Below are 17719 nucleotides of genomic sequence, written 5' to 3'. Positions count from 1 at the left end.
CTTTTTCTTCCGGAGCCGAGTCAATGTCTGCGTAGTTCTTGGCTTCACCACCAAATTTCTTCGACAGGATGGTGCTGATCGCCGCCGTCAGGGTAGTCTTGCCGTGGTCAACGTGACCAATCGTGCCTACGTTGACGTGCGGCTTGGTACGCTCAAACTTGCCTTTTGCCATGATATCTATCCTCTCGCCGTAAACGATCGCTACAAACATTACAAAAACTTATGGTGCCCATGACGTGGATTGAACACGTGGCCTCTCCCTTACCAAGGGAGTGCTCTACCACTGAGCTACATGGGCTCTGAGGCGCCCATTAAACCGGACAGCCACTAAACTGGAGCGGGTGAAGGGAATCGAACCCTCGTCGTAAGTTTGGAAAACTTCTGCTCTACCATTGAGCTACACCCGCACACATTTGCCGGATGATGTTTTCCGGACATGACCGCACACGCGATCCGCAACATCAAAACCACCAAAATTCTGGTGGAGGGGGAAGGATTCGAACCTTCGAAGGCTGAGCCGTCAGATTTACAGTCTGATCCCTTTGACCGCTCGGGAACCCCTCCAAAACAAGCCGAAAATTATCTCAATAATTGCTACTTTTGTCAAACGTTAAAGCGGAAATGCATCACGTCGCCATCTTTTACAATATATTCTTTGCCTTCCAGACGCATTTTCCCGGCTTCTTTTGCTCCCTGCTCCCCCTTGCAAGCGATAAAATCATCATAGCTGGTGACCTCAGCGCGGATAAACCCGCGTTCGAAATCCGTATGGATAACACCAGCCGCCTGGGGCGCAGTACTGCCTTGGTGAATTGTCCAGGCACGCACCTCCTTCACCCCGGCGGTGAAATAGGTTTCCAGCCCGAGCAATTCATATGCGGCGCGAATTAATCGATCCAGACCGGGCTCGGATTGCCCCAGGTCCGCCAGAAATGCCTGCTTGTCGGCGTCATCCATATCCACCATTTCCGCTTCGAGGGCGGCACACACCACCACGACTGGCGCGCCCTCACGCGCGGCGAATTCACGCACCCGTTCCAGCAGTGGATTATTGTCAAAACCCTGCTCATCCACATTGGCCGCGTAGAGCACCGGTTTGGCGGTAAGCAGGCACAACGGCTTGAGCAAGGCCTGCTGTTCGGAATCCAGGCTCATGGCGTATACCGGCTTGCCCTGATCGAGATGAGCGCGTGTCTCATCCAGCAAGCTTACCAACTTCGCAGCTTCCTTGTCGCCCGAACGAGCGGCTTTCTGATAGCGTATAAAGGCTTTTTCCAGCGTACCCAGATCCGCTAACGCCAGTTCGGTCTGGATGGTTTCAATGTCGGAAATGGGATCTACCTTACCCGCCACGTGAATGACATTGTCATCTTCGAAGCAGCGCACCACATGGGTAAGGGCGTCGGTTTCACGAATATTGGCCAGAAACTGGTTGCCCAGGCCCTCGCCTTTTGAAGCGCCGGCCACCAATCCCGCAATGTCCACAAACTCGACGATGGCAGGCAGCACACGCTCCGGTTTGACTATCTGAGCCAATTGGGCCAGACGCGAATCAGGCACCTCAACTACGCCAGTGTTGGGTTCGATAGTACAGAAGGGATAGTTCTCGGCGGCAATGCCAGCGCGCGTCAAGGCATTAAACAGGGTGGACTTGCCCACATTGGGCAAGCCGACGATTCCACATTTGAGGCTCATGATTTATTTAGTTTGTGTGTGCAATTTAAGCATGGCAACTGAAAAATCACCGCGCAACATGTCGGGCAATACGCGCAATGAATCGATAATTGCATTTTCGATTTGCGTAAATTCATCATTACGTGGCGGATTCAACACGTAGTTCACCACTTGACTCTTTTCACCGGGATGACCAATCCCAAGGCGTAACCGCCAGAAATCCTTATTGCCAAGCTGAGCCGCGATGTCCTTGAGACCGTTGTGACCACCGTGCCCACCCCCCATTTTCAGCCGCGCCACACCCGGCGGCAAATCCAGTTCGTCGTGTACCACCAGAATCTGTGCCGGTTCGATTTTATAAAAACGCGATAACGCGGCGACCGCCTTGCCGCTTGCATTCATAAATGTTTGGGGCTGCAACAAAAAGACTTCGCCGGACGCAGTATTTCCACGCCCGGCGATGCCGAAATAGCGGCTTTCCGGTTTAAGTACGATGCGCAAATCCTCTGCACAACGCTCCGCCCACCAGAACCCGGCATTATGCCGGGTACGCTCGTATTCGCGTCCCGGATTGCCCAGCCCGACAATAAGCCGCAGGGCAACCATGAGTCTGGAAAATTCGCAGATTTAAGCTGCAGGCGGTACAGCCGCTGGCGCAGCCGGTGCGCTTTCCGCTTCAGCCGCATCTTCTGCTACGGCACCACGCGGGATCACTATGGTAACTACCGCCGCATCGTCACCCTTGTGGCTGGCGATTTCTACACCCTCTGGCAGCTTCAGCTGGGACAGGTGGATGGAGTGACCAGCCTGCAAGTCCGCGAGATCCACTTCAATGAATTCCGGCAGGTTGTCTGCCAGACACGACACGTCCAGATCGGTCATGATGTGGGTGACGACACCGGAAGCCAGCTTTACGCCGGGCGCGATGTCTGCGTTGACAAAATGCAGCGGTACTTTTACGTGGATTTTTTGAGCCTTGTCGACACGCTGAAAATCGATGTGCTGAACTTCCATGCGGAACGGGTGCATGATGTAGTCGCGTAACAACACGGCCTCCTTGGCGCCATCGATAGCCAGGGTAAGAATAGAAGCGTGAAAGGCTTCACGCTTGAGTGCATGAAACAGGGCATTGTGGTCCAGCTCGATATTGACAGCCTCTTTGCCTGCACCGTACACCACACCCGGGGTTTTTCCTTGGCGACGCAGGCGGCGGCTCGCACCCTTACCCTGTACGTCACGTTTGTTAGCGATTACTTCCATGATTTACTCCAGCAAAATGACTCAACCTGCTCAACGCAGGTTTCGTCTGGTTACCCCGTACCCGCGACCAGGCTACGGAGGCGTGGTGCACGCATGCGTGCATCACTAAAACTTATTCCATAAACAACGAACTGACCGAATCATCGTTGCTGATGCGGCGCATGGTTTCCGCCAACAATTCCGCGACTGAAAGCTGGCGAATGCGAGTGCTATTTTTAGCTTCATCGCGCAATGGAATGGTGTCCGTTACCACCAACTCATCTATCGCAGAATTCTCGATGCGCTGTACCGCAGTACCGGAAAGCACCGGATGAGTACAATAGGCCAGCACCCGTTTGGCGCCCTTATCTTTCAATGCCTGCGCGGCTTCGCACAAGGTATTGGCAGTATCCACAAGATCGTCCATGATGACGCAGGTTCGGCCATCCACGTCACCGATAATATTCATCACTTTGGCCACATTGGGCTTGGGGCGACGCTTGTCAATAATGGCGAGGTCTGACTCCAGACGCTTCGCCAGGGCGCGCGCGCGCACCACACCGCCTACGTCAGGCGATACCACAATCAGGTCAGGATACGATTTTTTCCATACATCACCCAACAAGATCGGCGAGGCATAGATGTTGTCGACCGGTATATCGAAAAATCCCTGAATCTGATCCGAGTGCAGATCCATGGTCAACAGACGATCCACACCCGCACTCGCCAGCATGTTGGCCACCACCTTTGCAGTAATTGCCACACGCGCCGAACGCGGCCGGCGGTCCTGGCGCGCGTAGCCAAAATACGGTATCGCTGCCGTAATGCGAGCCGCCGAAGCACGTCGCAAGGCATCCACCATGACCATGATTTCCATCAGACTGTCATTGGTAGGCGCGCAAGTTGACTGCAATACGAACACGTCCTTACCGCGCACATGCTCGAGCAACTCCACCATCACCTCACCATCGGAGAAGCGCGCCACAGTAGCGCGCCCCAGATGTATATTGAGATGGCGCACTACATCTGCGGCTAGCCGGGGATTGGCATTGCCGGTGAATACCATCATGCTGTCGTACGCCACAACTCACCCCATCCCAAAAAAAACTAAAGCGTGTAACGGTCATTACACGCTTCTTGCTGGCGCCCGGATGGGCTACCGTAAAATCCTGGCAGGGGAGGTAGGGATCGAACCTACGAATGACGGGATCAAAACCCGTTGCCTTACCACTTGGCGACTCCCCTATTGCTTAACTCTGTGCTACTTCATTGTCATCCGCATAATCGTAAAGCGGATGCTTATCCAAACCCGCCGCAACGAAACCACGCATATTCCGCGGGATTTTCGCCAGCACACCGTGTGCTGTTTCGGCTGTATCAAACGCTGCAAACACACACGCGCCGGATCCGCTCATGCGTGCGATACCATGTTTGCCAAGCCAGTTCAGATGCCGCGCAACCTCTGGATAGTCACGGCAAACCACAGCTTGCAGGTCATTCCGCATGCCAAACAGACTGGCTTCGGAAAAGTCGGCTATTTTGATGATTTCGCTGTCTCTTGTCAAATCGGGATGTGCAAATATTGCCTGGGTCGAAACACTCACCGCCGGTGTCAGCACTACATACCAGGCCGGTGCCAGCGTCACGGCTTGCAGCGTCTCGCCAACCCCCTCGGCCAATGCGGTCTGGCCAAATACAAAAAAAGGCACGTCCGCTCCCAGCTTTAACGCCAATTCCTGCAAGCGGCTACGCGGTAAACCCAGGCTCCATAAACGGTTCAGTCCCAGCAGCACACTCGCCGCATCCGAACTGCCTCCACCCAACCCGCCACCCATGGGCAGGCGTTTTTCCAGCCGGATATTCACCCCTGGCACGCTGCCCGCCTCCGCTTTCAACAGTTGCGCTGCGCGTACGCATAGGTCGTCCGCCTCCACCACGCCCGCCAGCGGCTGCTGGCGAACAATGCGCCCATCTTCACGCAAGCTCAGATGTAGCGTATCGCCGCAATCGATCAAGCGAAACAGTGTCTGCAACAAATGGTAGCCGTCCGCACGCCGGCCTACCACATGCAGGAACAGATTTAATTTTGCCGGCGCGGGACATATCAGAGTGGTCATTGCGCTACGGTTTTCAGCGTCCACTGATCCATCACCAGGCGAATTTCCAGGTCATCACGCTGCAATGTCATTTTGCGCGGCAAGCCTTGCCCATCGACGGTTTGCCAGGCACTGTAATTCACCCGCCATCCATCCTGCACGAGCAGCGTGGGGCGTTGTTGCGCATCACGGTCTGCTTGATACGGGAGCGACGGCGCCGGCTGCCCCACTACCCAATAACTCAGACCAGAGAGAGGCAAACGCCACCCCAGCAAGTCCTGGGTGAGGGTTTCCGTGTCAGCCGCATGATGGACTTTGTGCGCCTGGTCAATCAGTGTCACACCTTCCGCATCACGGGTAATTTGCGTAACTGTCTGACCCAGCGGCGACAGCAAGCTAATGTTGTCCCGGGCTGGCCGATGCTGCCAACGCAGGCTCCCTGAAGATGACTGGTCACGATACTTCACTGCAATCCGGCCGGAGAGGTCGAATATACGGGGCGCCTGAGTTGCCACCGGCGCTCCTGCTTCAGGCGCCAAAGTGGCACAACCCGCCAGACCAAATATAAAAAAAATGCTGGCGGGCATGCGCCAGCATTGCCTGATAAAAAGCATGTTTAAGGTTTCTTGAATTTCTGCATCACGTCCAGCAACGCCTGATTTTGAGGGCTGCCATCCAGCGCAGTTTGCCATAGCTTCCGCGCTTCATCACGGTTGCCTTTGGCCCACAGCACTTCGCCCAGATGGGCTGCGATTTCCGGGTCTTTGCGTAGCGCAAAGGCACGCTGCAGATAGTCCAGCGACTTGTCCAGATTACCCTGGCGGTACTGTGCCCAGCCCATGCTATCAAGGATGAAAGCATCGTTGGGAGCCAGTTTCAGGGCATGATCCAATAGCTGCACCGCCTCGGTGAGTCGATTGGTGCGATCGGCCAGTGTATAGCCCAAAGCATTGTAGGCCTGGGCATAATCCGGTTTGATCTGGATCAGATGGCGCAGGTCTTTTTCCAGCACATCAAGCTTGTTAACGCGTTCCGCTGCCATCGCATGATCGTACAATAACTCTGGCGAATCCGGCCTGCTCGCCAACGCATGGCTCAGCAATTCGTAAACACCCTTGTAGTCTTTGGTTTCGCGCAGCAACTGCGCTTCCGCTTCGATCAGCTGTATTTTATCAGCCTCGCCATCCACCTTAAGGTTATGCAGATAAGTGCGCGCCTCGGCCATTTTTCCTTGTTTTGCCAGCAATCCGGCATAACGGATTTGTGCGGAAATATAGTGTGCTCCGGGGGCGACCGATAAATACCACTTGGCAGCCTGATCGTATTGTTTACGTAACTCGGCTACCTGCCCCAAATAAATTTGAGCCGCACCCGCATCGGCAGGGCTCGTTGCCAACACAGCTTTGAATGCGCTCTCGGCACCATCCAGGTCATTCAATTGCAGCGACAACAGACCAATGGCCATACCCAGTTCGGGATTGCCCGGCACCTCTTTTGCCAGTTGCCGAAATTCGTCCCGCGCCGCCGCATACTGGTTCTGACTGACCAATTGACGCGCATAAATCAGGCGTACCTGCTTGGCATCGGGATATTGCTTGAGAAAATCCCGTAAAAACGCGGTGCCGTCGGTTGCGTTTTCCCGCCCCGCCAACTGAAACTGAAACAACGCCGCCAGTTCCCAACCCGGTTTGAGCTTGGCCGTTGTTTTAATTTCATTCATGGCCTCGTCGTAACGATTGGCATTCGCTGCGGCTTGCGCAATGGCGAAATGCGCTTCGGCCAGATTCGGGTAGGGTGCAGCCAGCTTTTTAACCAGTTCCAGCGCGGCTTGTTTATCCTTTTGACGGGCCAGCAGGGCATCCAGATGCATAAAGCCGGCGCCTGCATTGTCTCCTTCGGCTGCAATCAGTTTTTCCAGATGTGGCCGCGCCTCATTGAGTTTGCCATCATTCACCAGGAGTGCCGCCAAGGATTTTTGCGCATTCAGTGAATCGGGTTGCGTATCCAGCCATATATTGGCCGCTGCACGAGCCGCCGCTGCCTGATGCGCATACATTGCCACCTCCGTCGCACGCTCGGCAATCCGCGGATCGCGAGTGGTTTTGGCAAGATCGAGATAAGCCTCGCTGGCAACCGCCAAATCCCCACGCTGACCAGCAATTTCTGCTACCAGAAACTCATACAAGAGCTGACTGGTCAGCTCTACCTTGGGAAGCGCAATTTCCTTTTTTGGCTTTGCTGTTTTGGTAGCCTTGGCAGGCGCAGCTTGTTCGGCATAGGCCAGCGATTGGGCACCAAACGCCAGGCACAGGCCTGCGACGGCAAGATAATGAGGTATCGGACGCATGATTGCTCCAGGTTGAGTTATGTTTTTAGAGATTGTAGATGAAATTAAGTTGCATCGTCGTTGCAGGGTCAAAAGCAGTGATAGTCCTGCCCATGCTTTTGCAACATCCTGCGCGCCGCGGCAAAATCCGGATAGAGCCGGGTTACCTCGCGCCAGAATGCCGGAGAATGGTCGAGATGGGCGAGATGCGCCAGTTCATGCGCCAGCACATAATCGATTTGCGCTTCAGGCGCCTGAATCAGCCGCCAATTGAGCCGCACTACTCCGTTACGTGTGCAACTCCCCCACCGCGTACGCGCGTCACTAACCAACAAACCAGCCGGAGCACGGCGCAAAAATGGCAAAAAGGTCTGCAAGCGTGCTTGAAAATAAATCCGGGCGGCACACCGGTACCAGGCTAGCACGGCTCCCTGCACTGCGGCATCGGGCTTGATCGGCAGCCATAGCTGCTGATCTTTCACCTCCGCCGTGCCGGCAGGAGAAATACTACGCAAGCGCAATTGGCCACCCAGATAGCGCAACTGCATCCCATCACACCAGATAATCTCCGGGGCAGGGACGGATTTGACAGCATCCAGCTTGGCACGCACCCAGTCCGCCTTATATACGATAAAGCGTTCCACCTCGGTGAGCGGCAAGCGCCAGGGTGCATTGACAGACAGTCCGCTGTTTTGGATGGTCAGCGCCAGCGTGCGCCGTGCATTACTGCGCTTCAGGGTGTAGTCAAGCTGCTCGCCATTCAGACTGACGCTACGAGTTTCGCTGCTGCGGAGCAGTTCAGGCATAGCTTTGCAGTTGTTGCATTTCAGTTTCTATCCAGGTTTTCACCTGCTCATTGAGTGCGTCGGGTTTCATGCCGGTCGCATCGATCGCCGGACCAATACTCAGCGTAATCAGGCCCGGGCGTTTAAGAAAGGAATTTTTCGGCCAGAATTCACCGGCATTGTGCGCTACCGGCACCACTAACGCATTCACATGGCTGGCCAACCACGATCCGCCAATCCCGTAACGTCCGACTTCACCAGGCGCCATGCGTGTTCCTTCCGGAAAAATCATCACGCCAAAACCCTCGGCGAGACGCACACGTCCCTGTTCCACGATTTGTTTTAGCGCGGCGCGCCCTTCCGCGCGGTTGATGGCGATGGGTGACAACATTGCCATGCCCCAGCCGAAAAACGGCACCCACAGCAGTTCGCGCTTGATCACGATCGCCATCGGCGGCAGCAGTACCGGCAGTGCAATGGTCTCCCATGCGGACTGGTGTTTGGCCATCACTACCGCAGGCGTTCCGGGCAGGTTCTCCAGGCCGACTACCCGATAACGGATGCCGCATATCACTTCGGCCAGCCACACCACTATCCGGTTCCACAAAGTAATGATGCGGTAGCGGGTGCGCGCGGAAAATGGAAATGTAAACAGCGCGATGACAGAAAACACCACTGTCAGCACGGTTTGTAACACAGCAAAGAGTGCCGAACGCAGTACGATCATTGCGCAAGAAGGTGGGTAACCACTTCGGCCAGATCAGCGAAAACAACAGTGCCTTCAGGCAGGTTTCCAGCCTTTAAGGTAGCCGCGCCTTTGCCGGTCTTGACCAGTATGGGTGCGGCGCCGACCGCTGCAGCGGCCTGCAGATCACGCAGGCTGTCCCCCACTGCGGGTATGGCCGACAGTTGTATGTTGAAGCGTGCAGCCATGTCCAGAAACATGCCCGGCAATGGTTTACGGCACGCGCATTTTGAATCTGCGGCATGCGGACAATAAAACAGCGCATCGATCCGTCCACCCGCTTGCGCCAGTTCCTTATGCATCTTGGTATGGATGGCGTTGAGCATGGCCATGTCAAACAGCCCGCGTCCCACTCCCGATTGATTGGTTGCCACGGCAACCCGATAACCGGCCTGATTCAGGCGCGCAATCGCTTCCAGGCTACCGGGAATGGGTTTCCACTCGTCCGGCGACTTGATGAAGTGATCGGAATCCAGATTGATGACACCGTCACGGTCGAGAATAATGAGCTTCATGCCATGAGTTTAAGCGGCGAGCCGGGAAATGTCAGCCACCCGGTTCATGGTCTGATGTAATTGTTTCAGCAAGGCGAGCCGGTTGGCCTTGAGAGCAGGATCGTCGGCGTTGACCATCACACTGTCGAAGAAAGCGTCGACCGGTGTTTTCAGTGCAGCCAGCGCTTGCAATGAGGCGGTGTAATCACCAGCCTCAAACGCCGCATCAGCCTTGGGCTTGATTTGCGCCAGCGATACAAACAGCACCGTTTCGGCAGACTCTTTGAATAGCGCTGTATTGACCTCAACCGGCACTTCGCCCTCCACTTTCTTGAGGATATTGCCCACGCGCTTGTTGGCGGCAGCCAAGGCGATCGATTCCGGCAATTCTGCAAACGCCTTGACTGCGACTAAACGCTCGGCGTGCTCGATGGGTACATCACTGACCTCAAGCACCGCGTCGATATTGGCTTCAGGGTGCCCTTTTTCTTTCCAGTACCCAATGGCTCTTTCGTTGATGAAAATATCAATCTGCTTCCATAATGGCACCCCTTCCCCAGGAAGGAATTTCTGAATCAGACCATCAGGGAATGCTGCAACCGCATTTTCCAGCATTTTTCTCTGGGAAAGTCTGTGGCCTGTTTCAACCAATATCCGAATCACACCCAGCGCATGCCGGCGCAAGGCAAACGGGTCCTTGTCACCTGTTGGAATTTGCCCGATACCGAACAAACCAACCAGAGTCTCCATCTTATCGGCCAGCGCCACACAAATGCCGACATCATTTCTCGGCAGTTCGTCGCCGGCAAAGCGCGGCTTGTAGTGATCCTCGATGGCGAATGCGATGTCGTCGCCCAGTCCGTCATGCTGCGCATAATAGCGTCCCATGATGCCTTGCAACTCGGGAAACTCGCCCACCATGTCAGTGAGGAGATCGGCTTTGGCCAGCAGCGCAGCCTGATCGGCTTGCAGGGCGAGCGTCTCGCCGCCAAGTTGCTGGCCGATGGCGCGGGCAATCGCCTGAACCCGTTCCACGCGCTCGCCCTGGGTGCCCAGCTTGTTGTGATACACCACGCGTGCCAAACCCAAGACGCGGGAGTCCAGCGTCTTTTTTCTATCCTGTTCGAAGAAGAATTTGGCGTCGGCCAGGCGCGGGCGCACCACGCGCTCATTACCACCGATCACCGCGCTGGCGTCAACCGGACTAATGTTGGAAACAACCAGAAACCGGTTAGTCAGCTTGCCTGCTGCATCCAGTAACGGAAAATATTTCTGGTTCGCCTTCATGGTCAAAATCAGGCATTCCTGCGGCACATCGAGGAAAGCCTCATCGAAATTTCCAAGCAATACATTAGGCCGCTCGACCAGCGCGGTTACCTCATCCAGGAGTGCGTCGTCTTCAATGGGCTTCAAGCCATGCTGCGCAGCCATGGCGTCGAACTGGCGCACTATCTCCGCACGGCGCTCGGCAAAACCGGCAATCACGGCGCCTTCGTTTTGCAGTTGTTCAGCGTAGCTACCGGCATCCCTGATGACCACCGGATTGACACTGGCTTCGAAGCGATGGCCCTGGGTTTCGCGCCCGGCGCTCAGCCCCAACACGCTTACCGGCACGATATCCGCACCATGCAGTGCGACCAGCCCGTGCACAGGTCGCACGAAGCTGACGCTGGTCCAGCCGTCGGCCAACTGGTAGCTCATCACTTTGGGGATCGGCAGCTTCGCCATCGCTGTCTCAAGCGCGACCTGCACACCATCCGCGAGCTGAACACCGGGAGCAACGCTGTCGAAGAACAGGGCTTCGTTCTTGCCGTCCGGCGCGCGCTTGAGCTGCGGCACCACGGAGGCATCCGCTCCCAGCGCAGACAAGCGCTTGAGCAGCGCCGGGGTCGCGTTACCTGCGGCATCCAGCCCCACAGCCACCGGCATCAATTTGTGCGAAATGGGTTTGTCCGCCGCGCGCGCAACGACGTGCGTAATCTGCACGGCCAGGCGTCGTGGCGTTGCGAAAGCAGTGACCATTGCATCGGCGGCAGCAAGCCCTTGCAGCTTGAGGCTGTTGGCCAGCAGCGCAGCGAAAGCTTCACCCAGTTTTTTCAACGCTTTGGGAGGCAATTCTTCAACGAATAACTCGACCAGTAAACTTTGTGCGCTCATGCCGCCGCCATTTTCTTTTCCATTTGCGCCAGCACTTCATCCGCCCACGCGCGTGGCGCCATGGGAAAACCCAGGCGGGCGCGGCTATCCAGATAGTTTTTTGCTACGCCGCGAGCGAGGTTGCGGATGCGGCCAATGTAGGCAGCGCGCTCGGTGACCGAAATCGCGCCGCGCGCGTCCAGCAAGTTAAAGGTATGCGCGGCTTTCAGCACTTGCTCGTAAGCTGGCAGAGATAGATGCGCCTGCATGAGTTCCTGCGCTTTTTTCTCATGACTGCCAAACGCCGTCAGCAGAAATTCCACATCGCTGTGTTCGAAGTTATAAGCAGATTGCTCGACTTCGTTCTGATGATATACATCGCGGTAACTGAGCCCCTCCGTCCATGTCAGGTCATAGACGCTTTCCACACCCTGCAGATACATAGCAAGGCGTTCCAGACCATAAGTGATCTCGCCAGTAATGGGCTTGCAGTCGATGCCGCCGACCTGCTGGAAATAAGTGAACTGCGTCACCTCCATGCCGTTCAGCCAGACCTCCCAGCCCAGGCCCCAGGCGCCCAGAGTGGGATTTTCCCAATCGTCTTCGACAAAGCGCACGTCGTTCTGCTTCAGGTCGAAGCCCAGCGCTTCGAGCGAGCCAAGATACAGTTCCAGAATATCTGCCGGCGCGGGTTTGAGCACGACTTGAAACTGATAATAGTGCTGCAGGCGATTGGGATTTTCGCCATAACGGCCATCCTTGGGGCGCCGCGAAGGCTGCACATAAGCCGCCCTCCATGGCTCGGGGCCCAGAGCACGCAGAAACGTGGCAGTGTGACTGGTACCCGCGCCTACTTCCATATCGTAAGCTTGCAGCAACGCACAACCCTGTTTAGCCCAGTATTGCTGCAACGTGAGGATGATTTCCTGGAAAGTCAGCATAAGACGCGCATTTTTTTATTAAAGGCGGGATTTTACTGTGTTTGCGGTCAAATTGCGCTGACGTTGATATGGCAAGCTGTCGAAAACACGACAGGACTGTCCACAGTTCCACGCAATTTAGGCCTGCCCAACCCGATCCCGAATACCTGGACCCTTATGGATAGGGCGTCTCGCAAGCAAGTACCCGCAGGCATGCCGATTGCATTGATAACTGCAAAAGGTAACCACTATGAATCTGCAGCTATCCGACAAAATTACCATTCAATTTGCCCCTACCCAGGCGCTATTCGAATTTTTCAAGGCCAAGACCAACCGCACCCTGATGGTGTGCATAAGCTTGCTGTTTCTGGAAGTGAAAATACTCAAGCAGCGTCCTTGGTAGGACGACGAACCCTCTCTGCCACAAAGCATCGTGGCAGACTTTGGCCCCCGTGTTCGCACGGGGGCTTTTTTTAGGATACCTATAATCTGATGCCGAGAGTCCCAGGACTGAAGCCGTCTACGCCGATCCGGCAATCAGAATGCAGCGCCGTCCAGATGGGCGTCGCCAGGTTACTGGAGCAGTCGCTCGGCAAAATGAATGTATAAATACCGGATCGCCATGTCATACAAATCCAGAAACTGGAATTAGGTGGTTTAGTTATTTATTGGTGCACCGGACAAGAAAATCAAATATTAGGAGAGCGGTAAATGACTGCTGAACAGCTATTTTGCTACGGATGTGCCCGGCATTACCCGGCTGGCACCGATGGAGCACGCATTGCAGATTCAAAGGGCAACGTGCGCTGGTGTTGCAGCAAATGCGCGAATGCCAAGAGTGAAGCGGCGAAATCCAAGGGGAACCTTCCTAGAATTCGGAAAAAAATCGTACGTTAAGCCGGTGCTTACTATGGTGGACCCCTCAGTCAAGACAATAATGCATTGAGTTTAAGAGGGTAGCTTTTCATACGTAGCGGAATGGCGCTGCCCCAGGTTTGTTTCGGCCTTTTGTTCCTGATCAGGCTCTTTTTTAACGCTGTATTTATCCAGAATGCCAGCTCCACCTCCACGCGCCGTCCGGTAGACCTCCCGGCATGCTGTAGCCCAGCGATTGGTGCGTTCTTTCTGTGTTGCAAAACACGAAGTATTCTGTCATTCCCCGCAGAAATTCAGGCAGGGTCGCGTAGCCCTTCAGATATACGTCCTCGTGTTTGACACTGCGCCAGAGCCGTTCCACAAAAATATTATCCAATGCCCGTCCGCTTCCATCCATGCTGATCGCGATGCCCTTTGCCTTGAGCACATCGGTAAACGCTGCACTGGTGAACTGGCAACCCTGGTCAGGGTTGAATACCTACGGCCCCCATAAACCTGCAGTGCTTGCTCCAGACAGTCCACGCAGAATCTGGTATCCAGCGTGTTCGATAACCTCCATGCCAGCACCTTGCGCGAGTACCAGTCGATCACGGCGACCAGGTAAACAAACCTGCGCGGCAGGCGACAGTACGTTATATCCGTGCTCCACACCTGATTGGGGCGAATTACATTCGCGCCCCTGAGCCGGTATGGGTAAATCATATGCTGCGGGTGCGGGCGACTGGTGTTCGGCCCGGGCGCCATGCCCGCCAATCCCAGCAACGTCAATTCTTGTTTGTCCGGCGCTACCGCCAACAAGGCGCACAAATAGTGGAACGTGCCACGCCGGTAAGTTCGCATTACCGGGTCAGCGCCAGTGGCTCAGAGGCGCCAACCCATTGTTTGCGCACCTCTACTCTACTGGCTGATCCCGGACTTTTTTTTAGCCAGTCCAGCTCCATCTTTAAGCGACCGATCTCTGAATACAATCGATCTGAACTTGCCGACGGGTCGACAGGCTTCGGGCCGCGTTTTGCATCAAACAGACTTCCAGCCTGTTCTTGTAGCTCCTTCTTCCATAAACCAACCTGTGTCGGGTGCACGCCAAACTCCTGGCCGATTTCGTTCAACGTCTTGATGCCGCGGATCGCTTCGAGGGCCACTTTGGCTTTGAACTTACCACTAAAATTCTCCCGCTTCGTTTCGCTCACTACCTGCTCCTTTTTGCAGCAGGCTGCCATCTTAATTCACTGTCCAAAAAATGGGGTCAACTATAGCCTGTCGAACCTGTCCGAAAAGTATCAGCCGGTCGCGAAGAGCTGCCTGATGCCAAGAACGGGCTATCCGAGGGGTCGCGACGAACGTCCGGTTTCGGGGGAAGCTCAGTATGGCTCGTGCAGATACTTCGACATAGCATCTATTAGGTCTTTGACCTTCTTATTTGCACTTGGCCGCCAGGCTTTCGTGAACCGAGCGTCCATACCCGTGCGGCGGATTGACTCCAGCCATCCTTGAACCACGCGCTCTGGGTAGCCCGCCGCGCACGCAGCCTGGTGCAGCAAAGTGTACTCTCTCAGCAGTTCGGTACTGAAGGTCAGGGGGTCATCGGAACCCAGAGCGATTGCCACGGGTGGCGGTGCGCTCGGCTCAGGAACTGGCGGATTTAGCCTGAGGATCGGGTGGTTGCGGAGGTCGAGCAAATCCCCGATGAGCAGATTGCTCGATGGGTTGACCTCGATAACGATGCCGAGTTGCGCAATACCGCGACGGAGTGCATGCTGCACAGCATTAAGCGCATCCACCTCGTCCAAGCGGACCGGCACATCGATGAGCGTTTGCCCTCTCCGAAAGGCATGCTCATCGTCGAGGTATGTTTCCAGTATCTTTCCGACCCGACGGGGAGAATGTATTCTTCCATCATTGCTCCACTTGATGTTCCGCGCCGCTTGCAGAAAGGTATCGTATCCACCTTCAACCGCAGGGCTCCTGGTATAAGGCGGCACCAGAAAACGATGCAGCATATGATGAGCCTCGGCGAGCTCCTCCACCTGATAGGCATGTTTACCATAGATATGATCTGACAGTTCGCGCACCTTGTTGAGCAGAATCTCCACCCGACCCGCTGGGGCCGCTGCCAAAAACTCGGGTCTGATTCGGTATCTGGTATACAGGCGCCACTCCCAAACCAAATCCCACAGTCGATCTTCGGTCGGCATGAGCACCGAACCAACCGATTCCGCCCACGCCTGCGGCTCCACGCCCAAGGCAACCGCATGACCAAGCCGCCCTTTTGTTCCGCCGAGGATATAGTGCACCTGCTCATAGATGCGCCGCATCCCTTCCAGTAAGTGCCGGAAGTCTTCGCCTACATGTGCAGTCACCTTCAGCGGCTCCAAGCCATCCTCCAGCATGGAAACCCGCGCGGACACGTCGAGAACATGGCGGAACAGCGGTGCAAGTACCCAAGTCGGAACGCCCAGTTCGTCGTTGGCGACGTCGAGGCCGCGTATGACCCACAGACAAGACGGTACCGCTTCTATCAGTTCGGCAAGCGCGCGAGCCTTGCCGCACTGCTTCGCGAAGTAGTCCACATAGCGGCCATGGGTGACGTCCATACCGCCTTCTCTATTTGGCTCCGCGAACGTCTCTGCCCAGAACGCTCCCGGTGTGCCTTTGGACCACGCGCGCTCGTCGCGATCTTTTATAAAGTGAAAAATGACACCCATTTCCGGCTCGAACATCGAGCCGGAGGTTTCTTTCAGGACTCGCTGCCATGATCGTAAAAAACCGAGCACTTCCTCGCCGATCTCGATGGGTGTATTGGCTACGCTGGTTCTAAACTCTAGCGCTCGGATGCGGTGCCCTTCACCAGCCACGCGATACGATACTTGGGGTCGGATCGGATTCAGGGGATTTCGCAAGTTGCCAAGCCGGCCATAGAAGCGAATGAACCACTGCAAGCCACCAGTGAGGGGCCGTTGGACGACGGTGCGATAATACTGGCAGCGGATACGAACGGTCTGCCAGAAAACACGAGCAAAGTAGTCATCGTGTTGATCCAGTATGCCAGCCCTTACACCACAAGGTACTCGATGCTTGTCATCTAGGTAGGCAAACGCCTTTCGGAGAAACCAGCGTTCTCCCGCACTCTTGCCATGCAGGTCTAGCCGTACGGCAATAGGGTCACACCGCCGAAAGGCATCGTTTACGCTCTCGACGGGGAAATCCTTCAGGGTGAGCGCCGTGGGATGAATGTCGGCGTAGAGGTCGCGGAGGGGCTCGATATCGGGCAGCCGCTTGTCGTCGCCCGTGATGAGTGCGCTGAGTGCTGCATGGAGTGTCTCGCGTCTGCGGGGTGTCCACGCTACACGTTTTGAAGACAAGTAGGAATCACGCACAAAGGCGAGGAAGTCTTGTCCTCCACGGATCAGATATTCAGTGAGCAAACACCGCGCCACGGCGGCAACGAGGAGCCACCGGACCAGGTTCTTGCCTTCGGACAGCGGAGCTCCCGGGCTTGCGAGTGCATCCTCTCCGACGTCGGGGGTCGCAATGGCAGCGAGTGCCGAAGCCCATAATAGTGGGAAGTCCATCCCGCCACCGACATGCTGATGAATCTCGGCGACCCCGAGGTCGAGGAGTCGACGCACGAGCAATGGAGGATCGAGATCGACGCGTACCGGCGCAGGTTCGACACCGAGCGCAGCCAGCAGCAAATCCTCAGGCAGGGTGAGTGTGAGCCAACGGTAGTGGTCAGCCGCATCGAGCGAAGTCAGGTCTGTGCTTTCTTCGATTTCTGTTACGCCAGCGCGTGGGGAGAGATGACTGCGGGCCAGAGTACGCAGGTAGTCGTGCATAGGCACGGCCTGCCTATCCCCGCGCGGCTGCGGACCAAACCAGCCGCGGTCGCGTGCGGCAACCAAGCGATCAAGCGACCAGCCTGTGTGCGGCGCAAGCCGGCCCTCGCACGCGCGCCAGAGCTCCCCCGTTTTATTGTCTTCGCGAAACTGTGGATCAAGCTCCACCAAGCCCGCGTGGAAAGATTCTTCGCTGCCGAGCGGAAAAGCCGCGATCTCGGCGCGAAGAAAAGGCTCGGGTACGCGCCTGGGCGGTAGTGTAGCAGTGGCTGATTGATCCGAGCGAGGCATAATTTAGTCACTTTGAATGTCTGGAGCCAGCCAGAGTAGATGCAGGTCGGCAAAAGGTCCGAGCAAACGCAAATCTTTGAGGTAAGGTGGACTTTTCGCCTTCAAACCGAGTGTGTCCACCGATGGTTTCTCGTCGGCAGAGAACATATCCGCGAACTCTTTCTCAACGTCGGCAAGAATGAACGGGGAGTTCCTCTCCCATGCCGCTAGAGGGTGTAAATAATTTTGTGTAAACGGTCATTAGGCAGGAGACTGCCACCTCCAAAGGAAAACCATGACCAAACGCAAAGTAGTACAGCCC

At 55.8% G+C, this 17719-nt stretch carries 15 protein-coding genes, 4 tRNA genes and 1 pseudogene; 1 reads left to right on the top strand and 19 read right to left on the bottom strand.

Features of this window, described 5'->3' with window-relative positions; translation table 11 throughout:
- The 17 genes from EI185_RS15965 to glyQ form a co-directional block, all read right to left on the bottom strand.
- Positions 1-172 (bottom strand): GTP-binding protein (locus tag EI185_RS15965; RefSeq protein WP_262982396.1); only part of this gene is annotated, 172 nt, incomplete at its 3' end.
- 51 nt (positions 173-223) lie between these two features.
- Positions 224-298: transfer RNA gene (locus EI185_RS15960), tRNA-Thr, on the bottom strand.
- Between the two features lie 35 nt (positions 299-333).
- Positions 334-407: transfer RNA gene (locus tag EI185_RS15955), tRNA-Gly, on the bottom strand.
- 72 nt (positions 408-479) lie between these two features.
- Positions 480-564, bottom strand: a tRNA-Tyr gene (locus tag EI185_RS15950).
- A 39-nt stretch (positions 565-603) separates the two neighbouring features.
- Positions 604-1695 (bottom strand): redox-regulated ATPase YchF, encoded by a 1092-nt coding sequence (ychF, locus tag EI185_RS15945; protein WP_124706148.1) that lies wholly within the window; start codon positions 1693-1695, stop codon positions 604-606.
- A gap of 3 nt (positions 1696-1698) precedes the next feature.
- Entirely contained in the window at positions 1699-2280 is a 582-nt protein-coding gene (pth, locus tag EI185_RS15940) for an aminoacyl-tRNA hydrolase (RefSeq protein WP_124706147.1), read from the bottom strand.
- 21 nt (positions 2281-2301) lie between these two features.
- On the bottom strand, positions 2302-2934 hold the full coding sequence (locus EI185_RS15935) for a 50S ribosomal protein L25/general stress protein Ctc (protein WP_124706146.1): 633 nt from the start codon (positions 2932-2934) through the stop codon (positions 2302-2304).
- Positions 2935-3046: 112 nt separating this feature from the next.
- The gene (locus EI185_RS15930; RefSeq protein ID WP_124706145.1) at positions 3047-3997 is read right to left on the bottom strand and encodes a ribose-phosphate pyrophosphokinase; all 951 of its coding nucleotides are present in this window, start codon (positions 3995-3997) and stop codon (positions 3047-3049) included.
- Between the two features lie 86 nt (positions 3998-4083).
- A tRNA-Gln gene (locus EI185_RS15925) sits at positions 4084-4158 on the bottom strand.
- Between the two features lie 5 nt (positions 4159-4163).
- The gene (gene ispE / locus EI185_RS15920; protein WP_124706144.1) at positions 4164-5030 is read right to left on the bottom strand and encodes a 4-(cytidine 5'-diphospho)-2-C-methyl-D-erythritol kinase; all 867 of its coding nucleotides are present in this window, start codon (positions 5028-5030) and stop codon (positions 4164-4166) included.
- Entirely contained in the window at positions 5027-5596 is a 570-nt protein-coding gene (gene lolB / locus EI185_RS15915) for a lipoprotein insertase outer membrane protein LolB (protein ID WP_189836441.1), read from the bottom strand. Before lolB ends, ispE begins: the two co-directional genes overlap by 4 nt.
- A gap of 29 nt (positions 5597-5625) precedes the next feature.
- Complete coding sequence (locus tag EI185_RS15910; protein WP_124706142.1) at positions 5626-7356, bottom strand: tetratricopeptide repeat protein; 1731 nt, start codon at positions 7354-7356, stop codon at positions 5626-5628.
- Positions 7357-7424: 68 nt separating this feature from the next.
- Positions 7425-8141: a M48 family metallopeptidase gene (locus EI185_RS15905; RefSeq protein ID WP_124706141.1), complete on the bottom strand. Its 717-nt coding sequence runs from the start codon at positions 8139-8141 to the stop codon at positions 7425-7427.
- Entirely contained in the window at positions 8134-8847 is a 714-nt protein-coding gene (locus EI185_RS15900) for a lysophospholipid acyltransferase family protein (protein WP_124706140.1), read from the bottom strand. Before EI185_RS15900 ends, EI185_RS15905 begins: the two co-directional genes overlap by 8 nt.
- A complete protein-coding gene (gene gmhB / locus EI185_RS15895; protein WP_124706139.1) occupies positions 8844-9380 on the bottom strand; it encodes a D-glycero-beta-D-manno-heptose 1,7-bisphosphate 7-phosphatase in 537 nt (178 codons plus the stop codon). The genes EI185_RS15900 and gmhB overlap by 4 nt, the downstream gene beginning before the upstream one ends.
- A gap of 9 nt (positions 9381-9389) precedes the next feature.
- Positions 9390-11516, bottom strand: a complete 2127-nt coding sequence (gene glyS / locus EI185_RS15890) for a glycine--tRNA ligase subunit beta (protein WP_124706138.1) — start codon at positions 11514-11516, stop codon at positions 9390-9392.
- The gene (glyQ, locus tag EI185_RS15885; protein ID WP_124706137.1) at positions 11513-12436 is read right to left on the bottom strand and encodes a glycine--tRNA ligase subunit alpha; all 924 of its coding nucleotides are present in this window, start codon (positions 12434-12436) and stop codon (positions 11513-11515) included. Before glyQ ends, glyS begins: the two co-directional genes overlap by 4 nt.
- A 229-nt stretch (positions 12437-12665) precedes the next feature.
- Here glyQ and EI185_RS18075 point away from each other — a divergent pair, with 229 nt between their 5' ends.
- A complete protein-coding gene (locus EI185_RS18075; RefSeq protein WP_189836440.1) occupies positions 12666-12818 on the top strand; it encodes a hypothetical protein in 153 nt (50 codons plus the stop codon).
- Between the two features lie 635 nt (positions 12819-13453).
- On the opposite strand, the pseudogene EI185_RS15880 reads toward EI185_RS18075, so the two are convergent.
- Together EI185_RS15880 and EI185_RS15875 are read right to left on the bottom strand one after the other, a co-directional pair.
- Positions 13454-14511: pseudogene (locus EI185_RS15880) on the bottom strand (IS3 family transposase); the annotation flags it as partial.
- Positions 14512-14652: 141 nt separating this feature from the next.
- Positions 14653-17127, bottom strand: coding sequence for a preprotein translocase subunit SecE (locus EI185_RS15875; RefSeq protein ID WP_189836439.1), 2475 nt, complete (start codon positions 17125-17127; stop codon positions 14653-14655).
- Between the last annotated feature and the right edge of the window lie 592 nt (positions 17128-17719).

The organism is Sulfuriferula multivorans (assembly GCF_003851125.1).
Taxonomy (GTDB): Bacteria; Pseudomonadota; Gammaproteobacteria; order Burkholderiales; family Sulfuriferulaceae; genus Sulfuriferula; species Sulfuriferula multivorans.
The sequence above is the reverse complement of the archived record's forward strand: the minus strand, read 5'-3'. Positions and strand labels throughout refer to the sequence as shown.